Source organism: Halomonas sp. CKK8 (assembly GCF_029625235.1).
Lineage (GTDB): Bacteria > Pseudomonadota > Gammaproteobacteria > Pseudomonadales > Halomonadaceae > Halomonas > Halomonas ventosae.
Map to the genome: position 1 here is coordinate 524,941 of NZ_CP121193.1, position 15,848 is coordinate 540,788.

Sequence of the window (15,848 nt, forward strand, 5' to 3'; positions counted from 1 at the left end):
CTGGCGCCACTGCGCCAGGGGCCATCACACTACCGGGGGGCGTGTCGGTCAAGCCGGAAGCTGGTTCAGCTGGAAGGAAGAGGGGGCCTATCAGCTGTAGGTGGCCTTATCGGCCCGTGTGTTGCGCAGGCGCTGCTCGTCGAGGGTGATGCCCAGACCGGGGGCTTCCGAGAGAGTCAGCCAGCCTGCGTCGTCGGTGGTCAGTGGGGTGGCCAGCGGATAGTCGCGGGCCTCGGGTGTCCACTCCGGCGGGTCGAAGGGGAATTCCAGGTAGGGGCAGCCCTCGGGCCCCACGCTGCCGGCGGTCAGGTGCAGGTTGGCCATCAGGCCGATGCCGTTGCCCCAGGTATGCGGAGTGAACCACTTGCCGTGCGCGGTCACCTCCTGCGCCAGCCGGGAGAGCCCCAGCATGCCGATCGAGCAGACCGCGTCGGGCTGGTAGACGTCCAGGCAGTCGCGCCGCAGCATCTCCTGGAACTCGTAGGGCTCGCGGGTCATCTCGCCGCCGGCGATCTTCAGCCGGTTGCCGGTGTGGGCGTTGAGCGCCGCCATGCCGGGATAGTCGCCCCGGTAGAGCGGTTCCTCCATCCACAGCACGTCATGGCGGATCAGCTCCTCGGCGACCTCGGTGGCCTTGGCCAGGTCCCAGGGAGCCTGGATGTCCCAGGGCATGCGCCAGCCCTGGTTGCAGTCCACCATCAGGGTGAATGCCTCGCCAAGCGCCTGGCGCACCGCCGCCAGGGCCGCCAGATCGTCATCGAGCCGGGGGCGGCCGAAGCGCAGCTTCATGGCCGGAAAGCCGGCATCGCGTACCTGTTCGGCCAGGGCGACCAGCTGCTCGATCGGGCGATGGGTACCGCTGGACGCATAGGCGCGCAGACGATTCGAAGTGCCCCCGAGCATTCGCCACACCGGCTCGCCGCGGATCTTGCCGGCGAGATCCCAGAGCGCGACCTCCAGCGGCCAGCATCGCCCGGCATGGAAACCGATGTTGTCGATCACGCCGCTATGCCGTTCCAGCGCCAGCGGGTCGTGGCCGACGAACAACGAGCGAAAGTCCTCGAAGCCGTACATCGCGTCACCGGAGCCGATGCCTTCTCGCCCCTCGCTGTCGAGGACCCTGACCAGGGTGGCCGGAAACAGCCGGCGTGGCTGACTATCCCAGGCCGCCGGGAAGGGCGGCTCGAGCGGTTGCTGGTGGTGGGTGATCTCGATGCGTTCGATGACACTCATGAGGACTCCTCCTGGACGACGTCGCGGCAGGACAGGCGGCGCTCGAACAGCGCTACCGTGGCCTCGGCGAGCGCATGCCAGTCGTCTGGGCCCGGGCGACGCGCGGCGTTGTCGGCCATGGGCGCGTTCTCCTCGGCCTGCATGGTCGCGGCAAGGGCCTCGGCATCCATCTCGAGATCGGCGAAAGGCGCCAGCGCCGTATCGAAGCGGGCGGCATCCGCCAGGGCGCTGAAGCGCGCGGGCAGGTCGTGCGCCGTGTCGCCTTTCGCCAGGGCCTCGGCCGCCGGGGCGAAGACCGCCTCGCGCCCCTCGATCGTCCAGGCCAGGGTAGCCTCCACGCCGAGGGTGACGGCGACGCCATGCGGCAGGTGGTAGAGCGAGCCGAGGGCATGGCCGATGTTGTGGCCCAGCCCCGTGCCGCCGTTGTCGATCGCCTGACCGGCGAGGCAGGCGGCGACCTGCATCTGCTGGCGCGCCTCCAGGTCGTCGGGCACGGACACGGTTCGGGGCAGCGCCTGCCCGATCAGCCGCATCGCCTGCAGGGCGCTCGCCTCGATGAAGACGTGGCGTCCCTGGCCACTGGTCGCCTCGAGGGCGTGCACGAAGGCGTCCAGGCCGGTGGCCGCAGTCAGCGGCGTCGGCAGGGTGCGCGTCAGTTCGGGATCGAGCAGGACCGCCTCGGGCAGCAGCTCGTCGCCCCAGGCCCACTGCTTGCGCCCGCGGTCGTCGGCGACGATCGAGGTGCGGGTCACCTCCGAGCCGGTGCCCGAGGTGGTGGGGATCATCACCGCGGGGGCGCGCCCCGTCCAGGGGCTGCGGGCGAGCAGGTAGTCGGCCATGGCGCCGGGGCTCTCGGCCAGGGCGGCCACCAGCTTGGCGATGTCCAGGGCAGTGCCGCCCCCCAGGCCGATGACCAGCGGCGATGCGAGCTCGCGCGCGGCCTTGGCGCCGGCGTCGACCGTGGCCAGGGTCGGTTCGCCGGTAGGCGCGGTGAAGCGCGTCACGGGCAGCGTATCGCCCAGCAGCGTGGCGAGGCGGTCGACCAGCCCGGTGGCGGCGATACCAGCGTCGGTGACGACCAGCGCGCTGCTGGCGCCATGGGCCCGGCACAGCTCGGGCAGTCGCGATAGTGCGCCGGCACCGACCACCAGGGGCACCTGCCGGCCGGTCATGAAGTTCGTCGGCATGTCAGGCATCCAGCTCGATCCAGGTGGTCTTGAGTTCGGTGTACTTGTCGAAGGCGTGAAGCGACTTGTCGCGCCCCTGTCCGGACTGCTTGAAGCCGCCGAAGGGGGCATTGATGGAGGTGTGGTCGTAGCAGTTGACCCAGACGGTGCCGGCGCGCAGGGCCCGGGCGGCGCGGTGGCCGTCGCTCAGGCGGTTGGTCCAGATCGCCGCGCCCAGGCCATAGTCGGTGTCGTTGGCCACTGACAGGGCCTCGTCGAGGCCATCGACGCCGATCACCACCAGCACCGGCCCGAAGATCTCCTCGCGGGCGATGCGCATGTCGTTGGTGACCTCGTCGAAGATCGCCGGCGTGATGAAGTCGCCGCCGCTGTCCCGGCGCACGCGCTCGCCGCCGAACAGCAGGCGGGCACCCTCATCGCGGCCCTGCTGGAGATAGCCCATGACCTTGTCGGCGTGCTGGGGCTCGATCATCGCGCCCATCTGGGTGTCGGGGTCGAGAGGGTCGCCGGGCTGGAGTTCGTCGGCCCATCGGCGCACCTTGGCGAGCAGCTCGTCCTTGATGGTGCGGTCGACGATCAGCCGGGTGCCGGCGTGGCAGGTCTCGCCCTGGTTGTACCAGACGCCGTAGGCGACATACATGGCGATGCGGTCGAGGTCGTCGACGTCGCGGGTGACGATGTGCGGACTCTTGCCGCCGCACTCCAGGCCGATGCGCTTCATGTTGGAGCGCGCCGAATACGCCAGGAATTTCTTGCCGACCTCGGTGGAACCGGTGAAACCGATGGCGTCGACATCGTTGTGCAGGCCGAGCGCCTGGCCGGCCTCGTGGCCCAGACCGGTGACCACCTGGAGGGCGCCGCTGGGGATGCCGGCCTCCTCTGCCAGTGCGGTGACACGCAGGGTGGCCAGCGTCGATTGCTCCGCGGGCTTGAGAATCACCGAGTTGCCGGCACCCAGTGCCGGCCCGAGCTTCCAGCCGGCGATGATCAGCGGGTAGTTCCAGGGCACCACCGCAGCGACCACGCCGACTGGTTCGCGATCGACCAGGCAGACGCTGGAGGCACCGTTGGGTGCGGTCTCGCCATACAGCTTGTCGAGTGCCTCGGCATACCAGCGCAGGCCGCCGACCAGGCCGGGCACGTCCACGCTGGTGGTCTGGCCGATCGGCTTGCCGGTCTCCAGGGTCTCGAGCAGGGCGACCTCGTCGGCGTGGTCGGTGATGGCATCGGCCCAGGCGAGCATGCGTGTCTTGCGCTCGGCGGGCGGCAGGTCGCGCCACTCGCCGCCTTCGAAGGTACGCCGGGCGATTGCCACTGCCCCGTCGACATCGGTGGCATCGCAGGCAGCCACCTCGGTGAGGGGCTCGCCGGTGGCCGGATTGCGGGCGGTGAAGGTGCGCCCGGACTCGGCATTGCGCCACTCGCCCCCCACATAGGCTTGGCGGGGCAGCGGCAGGCGCTCGGCCAGCTCGCGCCAGCCTTCCAGGTCGCGGCTACGGGGCGTCAGGATCTCGGTGTCGTCGGCCATGGTGATCGGTTTCCGGAGCTGAAGGATGAAGATTCCGGGGCCAGTCTGGGCATCGTCGAATGGGGCGACAAACGAGGATTTGGTACCCTCGGCATGAGTAAAACGCATGGCGTGCCGGGAATCCTCGCGCACCGGAACGCCTCCTCCCGACAAGAACGCATAAGGGGCCGTCGCCCATGAGTCGTTACCTGCCACCGCTGAATGCCCTCAAGGCCTTCGAGGCTGCCGCGCAATGCCAGAACTTCACCCTGGCGGCACAGCGGCTGCATGTGACGCAGAGCGCGATCAGCCGCCAGGTACGTCATCTGGAGGAGCAGTTGGGGGTGAGCCTCTTCGAGCGACGGCCGGGACAGTTGCGGCTGACCGAGGCGGGGCGGCGACTGCTGCCGGCCCTGAGTACCTCCTTTGATCGCATCGCGCTCACGGTGCGCGATCTCGCCTCGCCGACGGATCTCACCCGGTTGCGCCTCAACGTGCCGCCGACCCTGGCCAGCCGCTGGCTGGTGCCGCGCCTGGACGACCTGCGGCGGCGCTATCCCTTCCTGTCGCTGACCCTGACCACCCGCGAGGACGACGACCTGGCCGCCGACAGCGCCCTGGATGCCGCCATCCGCTTCGGCGACGGCGACTGGAACGACGTCGAGCCGCACTTCCTGATGCAGGAGCACCACATTGCGGTCTGTGCGCCTCGCCTGATACGCGATGGCCAGCCGCTGGACCTTCGCGAGCAGACCCTGCTGCACGTGATGAGAACCAACGAGGATCGCTTTCCCACCTGGCGGCACTGGCTGGATGCGGCGGGGATCGAGGGCATCGATACCGAGGGCGGGCTGGAGTTCGACCTGCTGGACCTGGCGATTCGCGCCGCCCTGGAGGGACTGGGCATCACCATCGCCGACCGCGCCATGGTCACCCGGGAGCTGGCCAAGGGGGCACTGGTGCAACCGCTGGCGGCGGCGATGCCGGGGCATCAATCCTACTGGTTCGTCACCCGACCGGGGCAGGGCGGGGAGCCGACCTTGAGGCTGCTGCGCGACTGGTTGCTGGGTGCCGTGGCCAGCGATGGCGACTGACAGCCTCTGTCACCAGGCATGTGTCAGCGGGCTGCAGGCGTCGCCTCTGCAATAACCTCCTTGAGACGTTGCACGAAGGTCTCGAAGGCCGAGTGCGTCAGGCTGGGCGAGCGATGGATTTCCAGTTCGGCGGCGGGTAGGGGCGGCAGGCCTTCGGCTTCGCCAAGCACCTGCCAGTGCGCGGGAATCGAGCGCCGGTCGCAGAGCGTCACCGCGCGGGCCTGATCGACAATGACGCGCAGGCCACTGGGGCTCTGGCTGGTCGAGTCAATCTGCCAGGCCAATCCCCGATCGGTGAGGGCCTGAAGAGCCCGACGCCGATAGATGCACTGCTCGGGGAACAGCGCCAGCGGCAGCGGGCGCCCCGGGTCGTGACGGAAGTCGCGATGCGCGGCCCACACCACGGCCTCCTCGCCGACCACCTCGCCGCCACTGTCGGCGGCGTGGCGCACCGCCAGCACCAGGTCCAGCGAGCCGCCATCGAGCTGGTCGAGCAGTTCGGTGGACATGCGGCAGTGGATATGGACACGCACTTCCGGATGAGCCGCCGAGAAACGCTCGAGCAGGGCAGGCAGCCAGGTATCGGCATAATCCTCGGGCAAGCCGAAGCGCAGCGTGATCGGCTCGCGCGAGACGCTCAAGGCCCCCAGCGCCTCGCGCTGGAGCTGCAGCAGGCGCCGTGCGTAGACCAGGAAGGTCTGGCCGTCCGGCGTCAGTGCCAGATGGCGGCTGGTTCGGTTCAGCAGCCGCGTGCCCAGGCGATCTTCCAGGGTGCTCACCCGCAGGCTAATGGTCGACTGTGTCCTGTGCAGATAGCGCGCGGCCGCGGTAAAGCCTCCGCTGTCGGCTACCGTGACGAAGGCCAGCAGCAGGTCGCTGTCGAGGGCGGGCAGTCGCGATCGATCGGAATCGCCGATTGAATCCATCGGAATGACTCGTTTTATGAATGGCTGTGGGGCGTCCAGCATAAGGCCAGCCAAGGACAACCGACACCCAGGAGGCTACCGATGAGCGCCACCGACCATGGCCTGGCCAACGCCGAGGCCCTGGATCTCTCCGATATCGTCGACACCGAGCGATACCCCCTGCACCGGCCCGATGACCCGGCGCTGCTCGAGGCCATCGAGACGGCCCGCACCCATCTGGATCGTGAGGGCTGCGTCGTGTTGCGCGGCTTCCTGCGCCACGACCGCCTCGAACGCATCCGCGAGGAGAGTGCGCGGATGGCCGAGAAGAGCTTCTACAACACCCGCGAGGTCAACGCCTACTTCACCGCCGACGACCCCGAGCTGCCCGAGGGGGACCCCCGGCGGCTGTTCATGACCCGCACCAGCGGCTTCGTGACTCGCGACATGATCACCGCCGACACCCTGATGCATCGCCTCTATGTCTCCGGCGCCATGAAGTCGCTGGTGCAGCGCTGCCTGGGCGAGCCGCATATCTACGAGTACGCCGACCCCTATGCCGGGCTGGTGCTCAACGTCCTGCCGGACGGCACCGAGCAACCGTGGCATTACGACACCAACGAATTCATCGTCACCATGATGACCCAGCAGCCCCAGAGCGGCGGGGTGTTCGAATACTGCCCCAACATCCGCAACCCCCGGGATGAGAACTACGACGAGGTCGGCGCGGTGATTCGTGGCGAGCGAACGGAGCGCATCCAGCGGCTCGACCTGCGCCCGGGCGATCTGCAGCTGTTCAAGGGACGCTTCAGCCTGCATCGAGTGACCCGCGTGGAAGGCGACACGCCACGCTTGACGGCGATCTTTGCCTATTCCCAGGCGCCCGACGTGGTGGGGCGTCTGGAGCGCACCCGCCAGCTCTACGGCCGGGTCTCGGAGCAGCACATGCTGGCCGAGGAGCGCCGCGAGGAGCGTGCCGATGGCCTGATCGACTGAGCCGCCCCCAACGATAACGCCCCCATGACGAGGAGACACCGATGAGAATGGACCTGGCGTCCATGGGCATCCTGCCGCCCACTCACGATCCGGCGGAATGCGAGCCCTCCGCCGACGAGATTCCGCGCATCCTGCTGGACCGGCTCGGGCGGGTGCGCGCCGAGTTGGCCAGGCGCGACATCACCGCCGCGGTGCTGTTCGACCCCGCTCATGTGCGCTACGCTACCGGCTCGCGCAACATGCAGGTCTATAGCTCGCGCAATCCCGCGCGCTATGCCTTCGTGCCGGCCCAGGGCCCGGTGGTGCTCTTCGAGTTCTCCGGCTGCGAGCACCTGGCCAGCCACCTGCCCACGGTGGACGAGATCCGGCCGGCCAAGGCGATCTCCTACTACTTCAATGAGAAGAACACCGAGGCGGTGACCCGCGCCTGGGCCGACGAGATCGCCGAGCTGGTGCGCCAGTGCGGCGGAGGTGAGCGTATCGCCATCGAGAGTGCCACGCCGCAGGCGGCCTTCGAATTGCAGCGTCGCGGCTATCGGGTGCTGGACGCCCAGGAGCCCCTGGAGCAGGCGCGTGCCTACAAGGTGCCCAACGAGATCAAGATGATCCGTTCATCGCTGCGCGCCGTGGAAGACGGCGTACGGAAGCTGGAGGCCGCCATCGTGCCGGGCATCAGCGAGAATGCCGTCTGGGCCAAGCTGCATGAGCACATCATCGCCACCGATGCCGACTTCGTCGAGACACGGCTGATGAACTCCGGGCCGCGCACCAACCCCTGGTTCCAGGAGTGTTCCGACCGCCTCATTCGCGACGGCGAGCTGGTCGCCCTGGATACCGACGTGGTGGGGCGGTACGGCTACTACGCCGACTTTTCGCGCACCTTTCTTTGTGGTGATGGCGAGGCCAGCCCGGCCCAGCGGGATCTCTACGCGCTGGCCTACGAGCAGATCCGTACCAACATGGAAAACCTCAAGCCCGGGGTCAGCTTCAAGGAATACGCCGAGCGCGCCTGGCGCATTCCGCCCGCCTACCGGGCAAGGCGCTATTTCGCCCTGGCGCACGGGGTGGGCATGAACGGGGAGTACCCCTACATCGTTCACCGCGAGGATATCGACGACAAAGGCTACGACGGCGTCTTTGCCCCGGGCATGACACTATGCGTGGAGAGCTATATCGGCCACGAAGATGGCGGCGAGGGCGTCAAGCTCGAAGAACAACTTTACATTCGCGACGATGGCCGGGTCGAGCTGCTGTCGGATTATCCCTTCGATACCAGGTTGATCGGCTAGGCGCTAACCTCATTGCCATTCCCTTTTCTCATGACAGGTATTCTCAATCCAAGGGAGGGGGGTGGCGACGACCTTGTTACTATCAAGCACCGACAAAATAACGCGATAACGGAGAGACCTTCCCAATGAAGAAACTGTCATCTGCACTACTGGCTTTCACCCTCATTCCGGCGAGCCAGACCCTCGTCGCCCAGGACAAGAACCTGACGATTGGCACCAACAACTGGGCCGAGAACATTGCCGTTGCCAACATGTGGAAGATTCTGCTGGAGGATGAGTACGGCTACGATGTCGATCTCTCCAATGTCAGCAAGAATGCGCTCTACGCGGCCATGTCCCAGAACGATATCGACCTCTCCCTGGAGATCTGGCTGCCGATCACCGACAAGCCCTTTCTCGAGCCCTACGAGGACGACCTTGAGGTGCATGACGCCTGGTACGAGGGCACGGGGCTGGGGCTGGTCGTTCCCAGCTATGTCGATATCGATACCATTCCGGAACTCAAGGCACGTGCGGACGAGTTCGAATACCAGGGCAGCCCCTCGATCCTGGGCATCGACAGTGGCTCCGCGATCGCCGGCCTGACCGATGATGCCATCGAGGCGTACGACCTGCCGCTGTCCCAGGTCAACAGCTCCGGTCCCGCGATGATGGCGGCGCTGGATGGTGCCTATGCCAGTGAAGAACCGCTTGTCGTGACCCTGTGGAGCCCGCATTGGGCCTTTGCCGAATACGACCTCAAGTATCTCGAGGATCCCGAGGGCGTCTACGGCGAAAACGAGACCATCTACTGGTTCTCACGTGGCGGCTTCGCCAACGATGACCCCTGGCTGACCGAGGTACTGAACACCTGGCACATGGACGACGACAGCCTCGGAGGTCTGATGGCGACCATCGAGGAAGTCGGCGATCCCGTCGAGGGCGCCCAGCAGTGGATCGATAACCATGGGGACCTGGTCGCTGAATGGCTGGCGGTGGAAGCCGAGGCCCCCTGAGGCTGACGGTCCGGCCGACAGGCGGATGAGCATGGCGCTCGCTCAGCCGGTCAGCCGGACCCTATCTGCCGTGCCCCTTCCCGCCAGGGCCACTTTAAGCGCGAGCGCGCCCACTTGATGGCTCATGCGTCTTTCTGCTGGTTGTCGACGGTCTGGATGACCTCGAAGCCCTCGAAGCTCGGCGGGCCCAGATAGAGCCCTTCGCGCTTGCTCTGGCCGGCATTGGCGTGCGCCTTGCGGAAGGCCTCGGAGTGCGTCCAGGCCTCGAAGTCCTCGCGCGAGCGCCAGATCGTGTGGGAGGCGTAGAGCACGTGGTCCTCCTTCTCGGGGCCGCGCAGCATGTGGAACTCGACGAAGCCGGGCAGGCCCTGCAGGTGCGTTTCCCGCTCCAGCCAGATCTGCTCGAACTCCTGCGTTCTCTCGGGATTGACCCGGAAACGGTTCATGGCGATGTACACGGTGCTCGCTCCTTGTCGTCAGGCAGGGAAGGGTGGGGTGACGATGGCACCTTCACCGAGGCTGGGCAAGGCCAGCGCAAGCCGTCCCGCCGAACGCTTTCCACCGGCCTGCCACGGCTCGACGCCTCAGGGCGTCACCTGGCCTTCGGCGATGGCCTCGCCGAGGCGGTCGACGGCGGCGGCCAGCTTCTCGTCGATGACGTGGAGCGTCTCGGTCCAGTCGTCGATGTGGCGCAGTTCCGACCTGCCGTCCGAGATGCCGCGCAGGACGACCAGCGGCATCGCGAAGCGCATGCAGGCGCGCAGGCAGGCATAGCTCTCCATGTCCACCATGTCGGCGGCGATGGCGTCATAGGCCGCGCCCGAGACGACATTGGCGCCGGTCGAGAGCGACGCCTCGCGAATGCCGGGAATGCGCAGGGGCAGCGGGACGCTCGCCGGCAGGTCGAGAAAGGGCGTGGCGCCTCGGGCGAAGCCCAGCGGGGTGGCGTCCATGTCGCGGTAGGTCACGGAGGTCGCCTGGTAGACCTCCGTCTGTTCGAGAACCCGGCTGCCGGCCGAGCCCAGCGACACCACCAGGTGCGGCAGGTGCCGGTGCCGGGCGAGGGCGGAAAGCGCCGCCGTGAGCTCGACCGCCGCCTCGACGGGGCCCACGCCGGTCATGAAGGGGGCGAACCGCGCCTCGAGATGCGGGCCGTATTCGGCCTCGGCCGCCATCACGAAGAGGACGTCGCGGCCACCCAGGGTCGTCAGCCTGGACGCGCCGAACGCATCGGCCCGGGTGTCACGGGCAGGGGGCCTGGGCATCGCGGCGCGTGCCCGGTCACTTGAAGCGATTGCGGGCGGACTTGATCGCTTCGCTCAGCGAGTCCCAGGCGCGCTCTGCGCCGGCCCGGATGTCGTCCCAGGCATCGTCGCTGGAGTGGCGCAGCTCCTCGAGCTTCTTGCGCATCTCCTCGCGCCGCGCCTCGAGCCGGTCGATCTCCTCCTCCCGGTCGATGCGTGCATCGGCCTCGGCACTTCGGGCGCGGGCCTTCAGCTTGTCCACCTCGGCCTGCAGCTCATCGAGCTTGGCGCGCAGCTTCTGTTCGTAGGCTTCCCTGTTGCTCATGGGGCGCTCCTTTCCGTTTTCCGGTTCATGGAACCTTGAAGATAGCCTGTCCTCGGGCCGAGAGGGCAGTGCTTTCAGGGTGGCATACCGGCCGGGGGGCCTCGCAAGGCCGCTGTGAGGCCGCAGAACCTCCACCGAGACCTTCGATGTAAGCGATTGGCCATCGGCTGCGGAGAGGCTGGCTGCTACCCTGCTCGAAACATTAGAAAAAGCATACAGGGAACCACCATGATTGATGCCCCTGCGGCGCGCGTCACGCTGCACCCGCATTCACGCCGGGTGCGGGTCGTCATCGACGGCACCCTGCTCGCCGACACCACCCGCGCCCTCGAGCTCCGCGAACGCGGCTACCCGCCGCGCCAGTACCTCCCCCGCGACGATGTGCGCATGGATCTGATGATCCCCTCCGAGACCGTGACCCACTGCCCCTTCAAGGGCGATGCCTCGTACTTCTCGTTTGGTGAACGGGAAGATGTGGCGTGGAGTTATCAGCGGCCGATGGAGGGGATTGAGGCGATCGAGAGGAGGGTAGTGTTCTATGGCGACTATTGAGGGACTGTACCCAATTTCCGTTGGCTTAGGCAAAATTCTCAAATTTGTCTTTTTGATTGCTGGTTTAGGTGGTGCTTGTGAGTAGTGAGGTAGTGGTGATGATTCAAACTTTGTTCTATGTGCTTAGTCCGCTAGTTACTTTAATGGCAGTTTCTGTTGCGTATATTTCTCTTGTGAGGCAAATGCGGCCGCATATTCTCGTCTACTACCGCCCTAACAAAGACTTGCAGACTTTTATTGATTTAGTTGTTGAGAACGTTGGTGGCGGTATGGCTAAGAATGTGGTTTTTTCTCAGCCATTGCCGATAAAGTGTTTCGGAATCGGAAAGGCCGATGATGATGGGGATGAGGTGTTAGGAGATGGCCTTCCTGCTATTGCTGCGGGTCAGGTGTTCGTTTTTGATGGAGGCCAATACGGCGGGTTGTCTAGCCGTGTTGGAGAAAAATTAGAAGTAGAAGTTCGTTATTCCTACACGAATCCATTTGGTTTTGTTAGGAGGCGCAAGGAGTTAAGTGTCTTGAGTGTTTCTCATCTTGGGAAGATGCCGACTAGAACTAGCGCTGGGCAAGCTATTGTCGATGCTTTGGGAGGTGTTAATGTGACAACATTGCATAAGGTGGATGGAAACTTGGCTAGCATTGCATCGTCTCTCGACATAATTGCTAAAAATAATGTGGAGTCTGGAAATTGAGGTGCTGGATCCAGGCTTTTAAGATTTTTACCTCAGAGCAGTATTTCTCGACTCTGGAGTGAGCTATGGGTAGGCGTTTGGGCCTGAAATGGCTTCGTCTCATCGTGCCAGGGCTGCCCCTTGTTCTTCTTGGAAATAGCCTCAATTAACCCTTTGGGAGGAAGTCAGGGGGCAGGGATAAAGCTACCGATGGCCTACATTTGTGGGGATTTCTCTAGGGCTTTTCCCAATTATAATTTTGATATTAAGGGGGCGTGATGACACTTTTTTTAAATTGGGTTGTGGCGATTTCTAGCGTAGTTGCTGCTGGAACGATTGTTATGGGTTACTTGCAGTTTAGAGGAGATCATGAGCGCTCACGCAGGCAGCTTTCAATTACTCTGTTGGAAAGCTGGGTTCAAAATTTAACTCAGCACTCAACTGCTGCTAGGAAACTGGTTGATGAGTTTACTGAAGAGCAAGCTAAGCAGTTGTTTTCCCAAGAGCCATTCCCGGTTAAAAGTAAGTATGTTCCGTTATTGAAAGCGGCGCTTAATGGTGATTTTGATAATGAGAGTAAAGATTATGAGCTAACAGTCGAGCAGTCGTCTGCATTAAGGTGGGAGGTGATAAACTATTTAAATTCCCTTGAGGTTATTTTAAGCGCATGGAACAATAATATTGCTGATAAAGAAATGCTTGAAGAGCAATTTCGAGATCTTGTTTCGCCAGAAAAGGATATATATTTACTGAAAAATTTCAGGAAAGCAATAGGGGGTGCTGCTATATATCCGTGCATTGACGAGTTTGTGCAATACCTTGAGAAAGTGAAGTCTCCCGTTACGAAAGGAAAGAGGCCAATAGCTTAATAATTTTTCAGTAACATTTTGTCCGTTCGCGGATGGCGATTGGCTGACATATCTCTCTCCTTGGGTCCCTATGATTAAATAGTGCTTTTCGCCGTTTTTTAGGGTTCTTCTCTGGTGATTGTGGAGTCTTACCTATAACAAGGAAGGGAAAGTCATCACTTCCTTCAGGTCCTTTTATAGAGTAGATGTAATCCTGAGTATTTATCAATGCACTCCCCAATTCACTCATCTATATCATTTTTCTCTCCACCTAATCCAGCAGCTGGCCTCGGCCTGTTTCGACAAAGGTGAGTCAGTGGCGGGCGTGAGTGATGCCGGTTACGATCAGCTCCCGTGTGAGGATCAGGTTGGTGGCGTCGAGGAGCAGCATCTTCCCCCATCAAGCCTCGGTTCTCCCTTCGTGACTCATCACGACCCGGTTCCTTCCGCCGTGCTTGCCGGCATAGAGGGCCTGGTCCGCCTGGTTGATCAGGGCGTCCAGGCCGGCTTGCTCGTCGAGGACCCCGGCGATGCCGATGGTGACGGTGAGTCGGTGGTCGGGCATCTCCTCCCTCGCCGGCAGCTCGGCGACCTTCCGCTGCAGGCGTTCCGCCACCATTTGTGCGTCCTTCAGGTGGGTCTCCGGCAGGGCCACGATGAACTCCTCGCCGCCGAAACGCCCGATCACGTCCTGGGGGCGGAGGGATCGCTTGCAGGTCTCCGCGATCGCGGCCAGCACCCGATCGCCCTGGCTGTGCCCCCAGGTATCGTTGATGGCCTTGAAGTGATCCACGTCGATCATGAACAGGCTGAAGGGCGCCTTTTCATGCCGCGCGCGCCGCAGCAGCGCCTCGGCTCGCGTCATGAAATGACCGCGACTGTCCAGGCCCGTCAGACCATCCCGTTCGGCGACCCGGCGCAGCTGGGCTTCCAGCGACTTGCGGTGAGAGATTTCCTCGGCCATCTGCTGGTTCTGGACACGCTCTTCCTGCAGCAGCGCGAACTGCTTTCGCTGTAGCTTTTCCAGGCGCAGCAGGGCGAAGAAGCCCACGGCATTGGTCATGATCAGCAGCAGCGAGATGCGCAGGGCCACCACGGCGGGAATGTCCGCCACCACCACCGCCGCGGCCAGGAAGCCCAGGCTCAGGTAGAGGCTGGCGGTGGCCACCACGGGCAGCAGGTTGGGGATCAGCAGGTAGAAGGCCATGGTGGCGACTACCACAGCGGTGACCTGGGTGGAGAGGCTCTCGGGGCGCAAGGGAATGATCAGGATGATGCCCGTCGCCAGTATCCAGAGCGGCAGGGCGTGCAGCCACCCCCGGCGGCTATAGTCGCCGGCGCGACCGATCAGGAACGCCAGCACCAGGCAGGAGACCACCACCACCAGGCGCATGGCGAGCAGCAGGGTGAGCTCCGTGCTCACGCCGGTGTAGTGGTAGTCGGAAATGGCAAACATGCCGAAGACCAGGGCCGCCACGCAGATCGCCAGGCCGGACTCGAGCCGCACCCTGGGCGCGATGTCCTGGCGATATATCGCTTCCCTGCCTGGCTCGAGAAACTGACCGGTCAGCCGGTTCAAACGTTGGCTTGTCATGGGTGACGACAAAGGCCGACTCTCCCCGTCCAGTAGTTATAGAAGACTTCACCGTTCTGGCGTTTGGGGTGAGCATCCCTCCTGCCGGCCTGATGTAATATAAGTGATACAAGGTGGCGGTAAAATGGGCGGGTGCCAACGCTCATCCGGCTCCCGGTCCGCCGACCCGTTGCGCCACCGCGTCGCTCAGTTCTGCATGGGAATGCCATCTTCCCATCGAAAGCCGATACCACCGCCTTTCCAGACCCCTTCGCCCAATGGATTGGGCCCCTGAATATCGACGTGTTGCGGCAGCCCGAATCCCGGCGCCAGGTCTTGCATGCCGCGAACGGTGCTGCGGTGCATGATCCGCAAGCCCTGCTCCTCGACGGGAAAATGGGCCTCGGGCGCCGCCCGATGCGCAACGGCGAGGTTGTCGATGAATACGCAGTCGTTTTCCTGGTACTCGTAGGCGGTGGCGTATCCGTCCTCCAGCCCGGCATTCAGGATGTCGTTGTATTCATGACAGAGCCGTTTCATTTCGTCGGCATTCAACAGGCGAAAGGCATCTTCATCGGGCAGCTTTTCAATCACCGCCCCTGTCATGCCCAGATGCAACCAGATGCACTTGCGACCGGAGATGGGATGCTCATGCACCACGGGGTGAACGACGCCCGACGCGGAGTTCACCGAGGAAAGACGGCTCCAGTACTCCTTTCGATCCTCCGGGAGCGCATCATGGGCGGCACCCTGATGGGCGAAGTAGGTCCCTCCGCCTTTTTCGGCCGGTCGAATGATGTGGTAGCCCGAGTGCGAAAAGGTGTCCGCGTTGAAGCTGCCATCATTGTGCCATTGCGGTCCCACACCCGGGATGCCGTGACGCTGATCGTTCGACAGGCGGAAGATATGTTGATTGCCGCCAGGCGTCGCCGGATGGACGCCATGAGTGCTGTGCAATTCCCTGCCGCCCCACCAACAGCTGGCCCGGAGAAAATCGTCGGCATCCAATGGCTTCTCGTTCTTGAAAACAAGAAACCCGCGGTTCGCCATCTCGTGCTCCAGTGCTTTGAGAACCTCGGGCGGCGGCGCGTCCCTGGATGACAAGTCGATGCCCTCTACCTGCGCCCCCAGGGGATCCAGCGGGGTGATGGTTCCACCGAATGCCTCGATCGTGGCAACGCGTGACGGATCCAGGGGGGGTAGCGTCGATTGACGGGGTTTCATGCGGGCCTCCTGTGGTTCAGCTCGCTGCAAGAAGGATGACCGCGCCGCCGAGAGCGTCAGTGCAGCAGGGTGCGCCAGGAAGGCAGCGCCGTCATCCGAGCACAGGATGTATGGGCGGATCATGCTGGCAGAGACAACCCCGTTTTCCAAACGCGGGTCAGGTGTGCCGCAGCGCCTGGCGATGATGCATCAGTGCTTCATCACG

General features: G+C 63.9%; 16 protein-coding genes. 7 read left to right on the forward strand and 9 right to left on the reverse strand.

Annotation, left to right across the window (positions count from 1 at the left end; all coding sequences use genetic code 11):
• Window positions 1-90 precede the first annotated feature (90 nt).
• Genes P8934_RS02565 through P8934_RS02575 form a run of 3 tightly spaced genes read right to left on the reverse strand, consistent with a single transcriptional unit; the run spans window position 91 to window position 3,948 of the window.
• Window positions 91-1,233 (reverse strand): mandelate racemase/muconate lactonizing enzyme family protein, encoded by a 1,143-nt coding sequence (locus tag P8934_RS02565; RefSeq protein WP_278032782.1) that lies wholly within the window; start codon window positions 1,231-1,233, stop codon window positions 91-93.
• A complete protein-coding gene (locus P8934_RS02570; protein WP_278032783.1) occupies window positions 1,230-2,420 on the reverse strand; it encodes an iron-containing alcohol dehydrogenase in 1,191 nt (396 codons plus the stop codon). The genes P8934_RS02565 and P8934_RS02570 overlap by 4 nt, the downstream gene beginning before the upstream one ends.
• 1 nt (window position 2,421) lies before the next feature.
• On the reverse strand, window positions 2,422-3,948 hold the full coding sequence (locus P8934_RS02575; protein WP_278032784.1) for an aldehyde dehydrogenase: 1,527 nt from the start codon (window positions 3,946-3,948) through the stop codon (window positions 2,422-2,424).
• Window positions 3,949-4,124: 176 nt separating this feature from the next.
• Here P8934_RS02575 and P8934_RS02580 point away from each other — a divergent pair, with 176 nt between their 5' ends.
• Window positions 4,125-5,021: a LysR substrate-binding domain-containing protein gene (locus P8934_RS02580; protein WP_278032785.1), complete on the forward strand. Its 897-nt coding sequence runs from the start codon at window positions 4,125-4,127 to the stop codon at window positions 5,019-5,021.
• 23 nt (window positions 5,022-5,044) lie between these two features.
• On the opposite strand, the gene P8934_RS02585 is transcribed toward P8934_RS02580, so the two are convergent.
• Window positions 5,045-5,947 (reverse strand): LysR substrate-binding domain-containing protein, encoded by a 903-nt coding sequence (locus tag P8934_RS02585; RefSeq protein WP_278032786.1) that lies wholly within the window; start codon window positions 5,945-5,947, stop codon window positions 5,045-5,047.
• Between the two features lie 81 nt (window positions 5,948-6,028).
• On the opposite strand from P8934_RS02585, the gene P8934_RS02590 reads away from it, so the two are divergent.
• The 3 genes from P8934_RS02590 (at window position 6,029) to P8934_RS02600 (ending at window position 9,206) form a co-directional block, all read left to right on the forward strand.
• Entirely contained in the window at window positions 6,029-6,922 is an 894-nt protein-coding gene (locus tag P8934_RS02590; RefSeq protein WP_278032787.1) for a hypothetical protein, read from the forward strand.
• 41 nt (window positions 6,923-6,963) lie between these two features.
• Window positions 6,964-8,211: a Xaa-Pro peptidase family protein gene (locus P8934_RS02595; RefSeq protein WP_278032788.1), complete on the forward strand. Its 1,248-nt coding sequence runs from the start codon at window positions 6,964-6,966 to the stop codon at window positions 8,209-8,211.
• A 125-nt stretch (window positions 8,212-8,336) separates the two neighbouring features.
• Window positions 8,337-9,206 carry a glycine betaine ABC transporter substrate-binding protein gene (locus tag P8934_RS02600; protein ID WP_278032789.1) on the forward strand — a complete coding sequence of 290 codons (870 nt, stop codon included), beginning with the start codon at window positions 8,337-8,339 and terminating at the stop codon, window positions 9,204-9,206.
• A gap of 122 nt (window positions 9,207-9,328) precedes the next feature.
• On the opposite strand, the gene P8934_RS02605 is transcribed toward P8934_RS02600, so the two are convergent.
• The 3 genes from P8934_RS02605 to P8934_RS02615 form a co-directional block, all read right to left on the reverse strand.
• Entirely contained in the window at window positions 9,329-9,664 is a 336-nt protein-coding gene (locus P8934_RS02605; protein WP_278032790.1) for an antibiotic biosynthesis monooxygenase, read from the reverse strand.
• Window positions 9,665-9,790: 126 nt separating this feature from the next.
• Complete coding sequence (locus P8934_RS02610; RefSeq protein WP_278032791.1) at window positions 9,791-10,471, reverse strand: 5'-methylthioadenosine/S-adenosylhomocysteine nucleosidase; 681 nt, start codon at window positions 10,469-10,471, stop codon at window positions 9,791-9,793.
• Window positions 10,472-10,487: 16 nt separating this feature from the next.
• A complete protein-coding gene (locus P8934_RS02615; RefSeq protein WP_106230728.1) occupies window positions 10,488-10,775 on the reverse strand; it encodes a coiled coil domain-containing protein in 288 nt (95 codons plus the stop codon).
• Between the two features lie 228 nt (window positions 10,776-11,003).
• On the opposite strand from P8934_RS02615, the gene P8934_RS02620 reads away from it, so the two are divergent.
• From P8934_RS02620 to P8934_RS02630, 3 genes are all read left to right on the forward strand, one after another.
• Window positions 11,004-11,327 (forward strand): DUF427 domain-containing protein, encoded by a 324-nt coding sequence (locus tag P8934_RS02620; protein WP_278032792.1) that lies wholly within the window; start codon window positions 11,004-11,006, stop codon window positions 11,325-11,327.
• Between the two features lie 77 nt (window positions 11,328-11,404).
• Window positions 11,405-12,019 carry a hypothetical protein gene (locus P8934_RS02625; RefSeq protein ID WP_278032793.1) on the forward strand — a complete coding sequence of 205 codons (615 nt, stop codon included), beginning with the start codon at window positions 11,405-11,407 and terminating at the stop codon, window positions 12,017-12,019.
• 257 nt (window positions 12,020-12,276) lie between these two features.
• Complete coding sequence (locus P8934_RS02630) at window positions 12,277-12,867, forward strand: hypothetical protein (protein ID WP_278032794.1); 591 nt, start codon at window positions 12,277-12,279, stop codon at window positions 12,865-12,867.
• Window positions 12,868-13,246: 379 nt separating this feature from the next.
• Here P8934_RS02630 and P8934_RS02635 read toward each other — a convergent pair whose 3' ends face one another.
• Entirely contained in the window at window positions 13,247-14,440 is a 1,194-nt protein-coding gene (locus P8934_RS02635) for a GGDEF domain-containing protein (protein ID WP_278032795.1), read from the reverse strand.
• Between the two features lie 186 nt (window positions 14,441-14,626).
• Window positions 14,627-15,643 carry a TauD/TfdA family dioxygenase gene (locus P8934_RS02640; RefSeq protein ID WP_278032796.1) on the reverse strand — a complete coding sequence of 339 codons (1,017 nt, stop codon included), beginning with the start codon at window positions 15,641-15,643 and terminating at the stop codon, window positions 14,627-14,629.
• Window positions 15,644-15,848 lie beyond the last annotated feature (205 nt).

Excerpts from the sequence above, each read along its gene's own strand:
- P8934_RS02565 (WP_278032782.1), bottom strand. The coding sequence starts at position 1,233 with ATGAGTGTCATCGAACGCATCGAGATCACCCACCACCAGCAACCGCTC.
- P8934_RS02570 (WP_278032783.1), bottom strand. The coding sequence starts at position 2,420 with ATGCCGACGAACTTCATGACCGGCCGGCAGGTGCCCCTGGTGGTCGGT.
- P8934_RS02575 (WP_278032784.1), bottom strand. The coding sequence starts at position 3,948 with ATGGCCGACGACACCGAGATCCTGACGCCCCGTAGCCGCGACCTGGAA.
- P8934_RS02580 (WP_278032785.1), top strand. The coding sequence starts at position 4,125 with ATGAGTCGTTACCTGCCACCGCTGAATGCCCTCAAGGCCTTCGAGGCT.
- P8934_RS02585 (WP_278032786.1), bottom strand. The coding sequence starts at position 5,947 with ATGGATTCAATCGGCGATTCCGATCGATCGCGACTGCCCGCCCTCGAC.
- P8934_RS02590 (WP_278032787.1), top strand. The coding sequence starts at position 6,029 with ATGAGCGCCACCGACCATGGCCTGGCCAACGCCGAGGCCCTGGATCTC.
- P8934_RS02595 (WP_278032788.1), top strand. The coding sequence starts at position 6,964 with ATGAGAATGGACCTGGCGTCCATGGGCATCCTGCCGCCCACTCACGAT.
- P8934_RS02600 (WP_278032789.1), top strand. The coding sequence starts at position 8,337 with ATGAAGAAACTGTCATCTGCACTACTGGCTTTCACCCTCATTCCGGCG.
- P8934_RS02610 (WP_278032791.1), bottom strand. The coding sequence starts at position 10,471 with ATGCCCAGGCCCCCTGCCCGTGACACCCGGGCCGATGCGTTCGGCGCG.
- P8934_RS02615 (WP_106230728.1), bottom strand. The coding sequence starts at position 10,775 with ATGAGCAACAGGGAAGCCTACGAACAGAAGCTGCGCGCCAAGCTCGAT.
- P8934_RS02620 (WP_278032792.1), top strand. The coding sequence starts at position 11,004 with ATGATTGATGCCCCTGCGGCGCGCGTCACGCTGCACCCGCATTCACGC.
- P8934_RS02630 (WP_278032794.1), top strand. The coding sequence starts at position 12,277 with ATGACACTTTTTTTAAATTGGGTTGTGGCGATTTCTAGCGTAGTTGCT.
- P8934_RS02635 (WP_278032795.1), bottom strand. The coding sequence starts at position 14,440 with ATGACAAGCCAACGTTTGAACCGGCTGACCGGTCAGTTTCTCGAGCCA.
- P8934_RS02640 (WP_278032796.1), bottom strand. The coding sequence starts at position 15,643 with ATGAAACCCCGTCAATCGACGCTACCCCCCCTGGATCCGTCACGCGTT.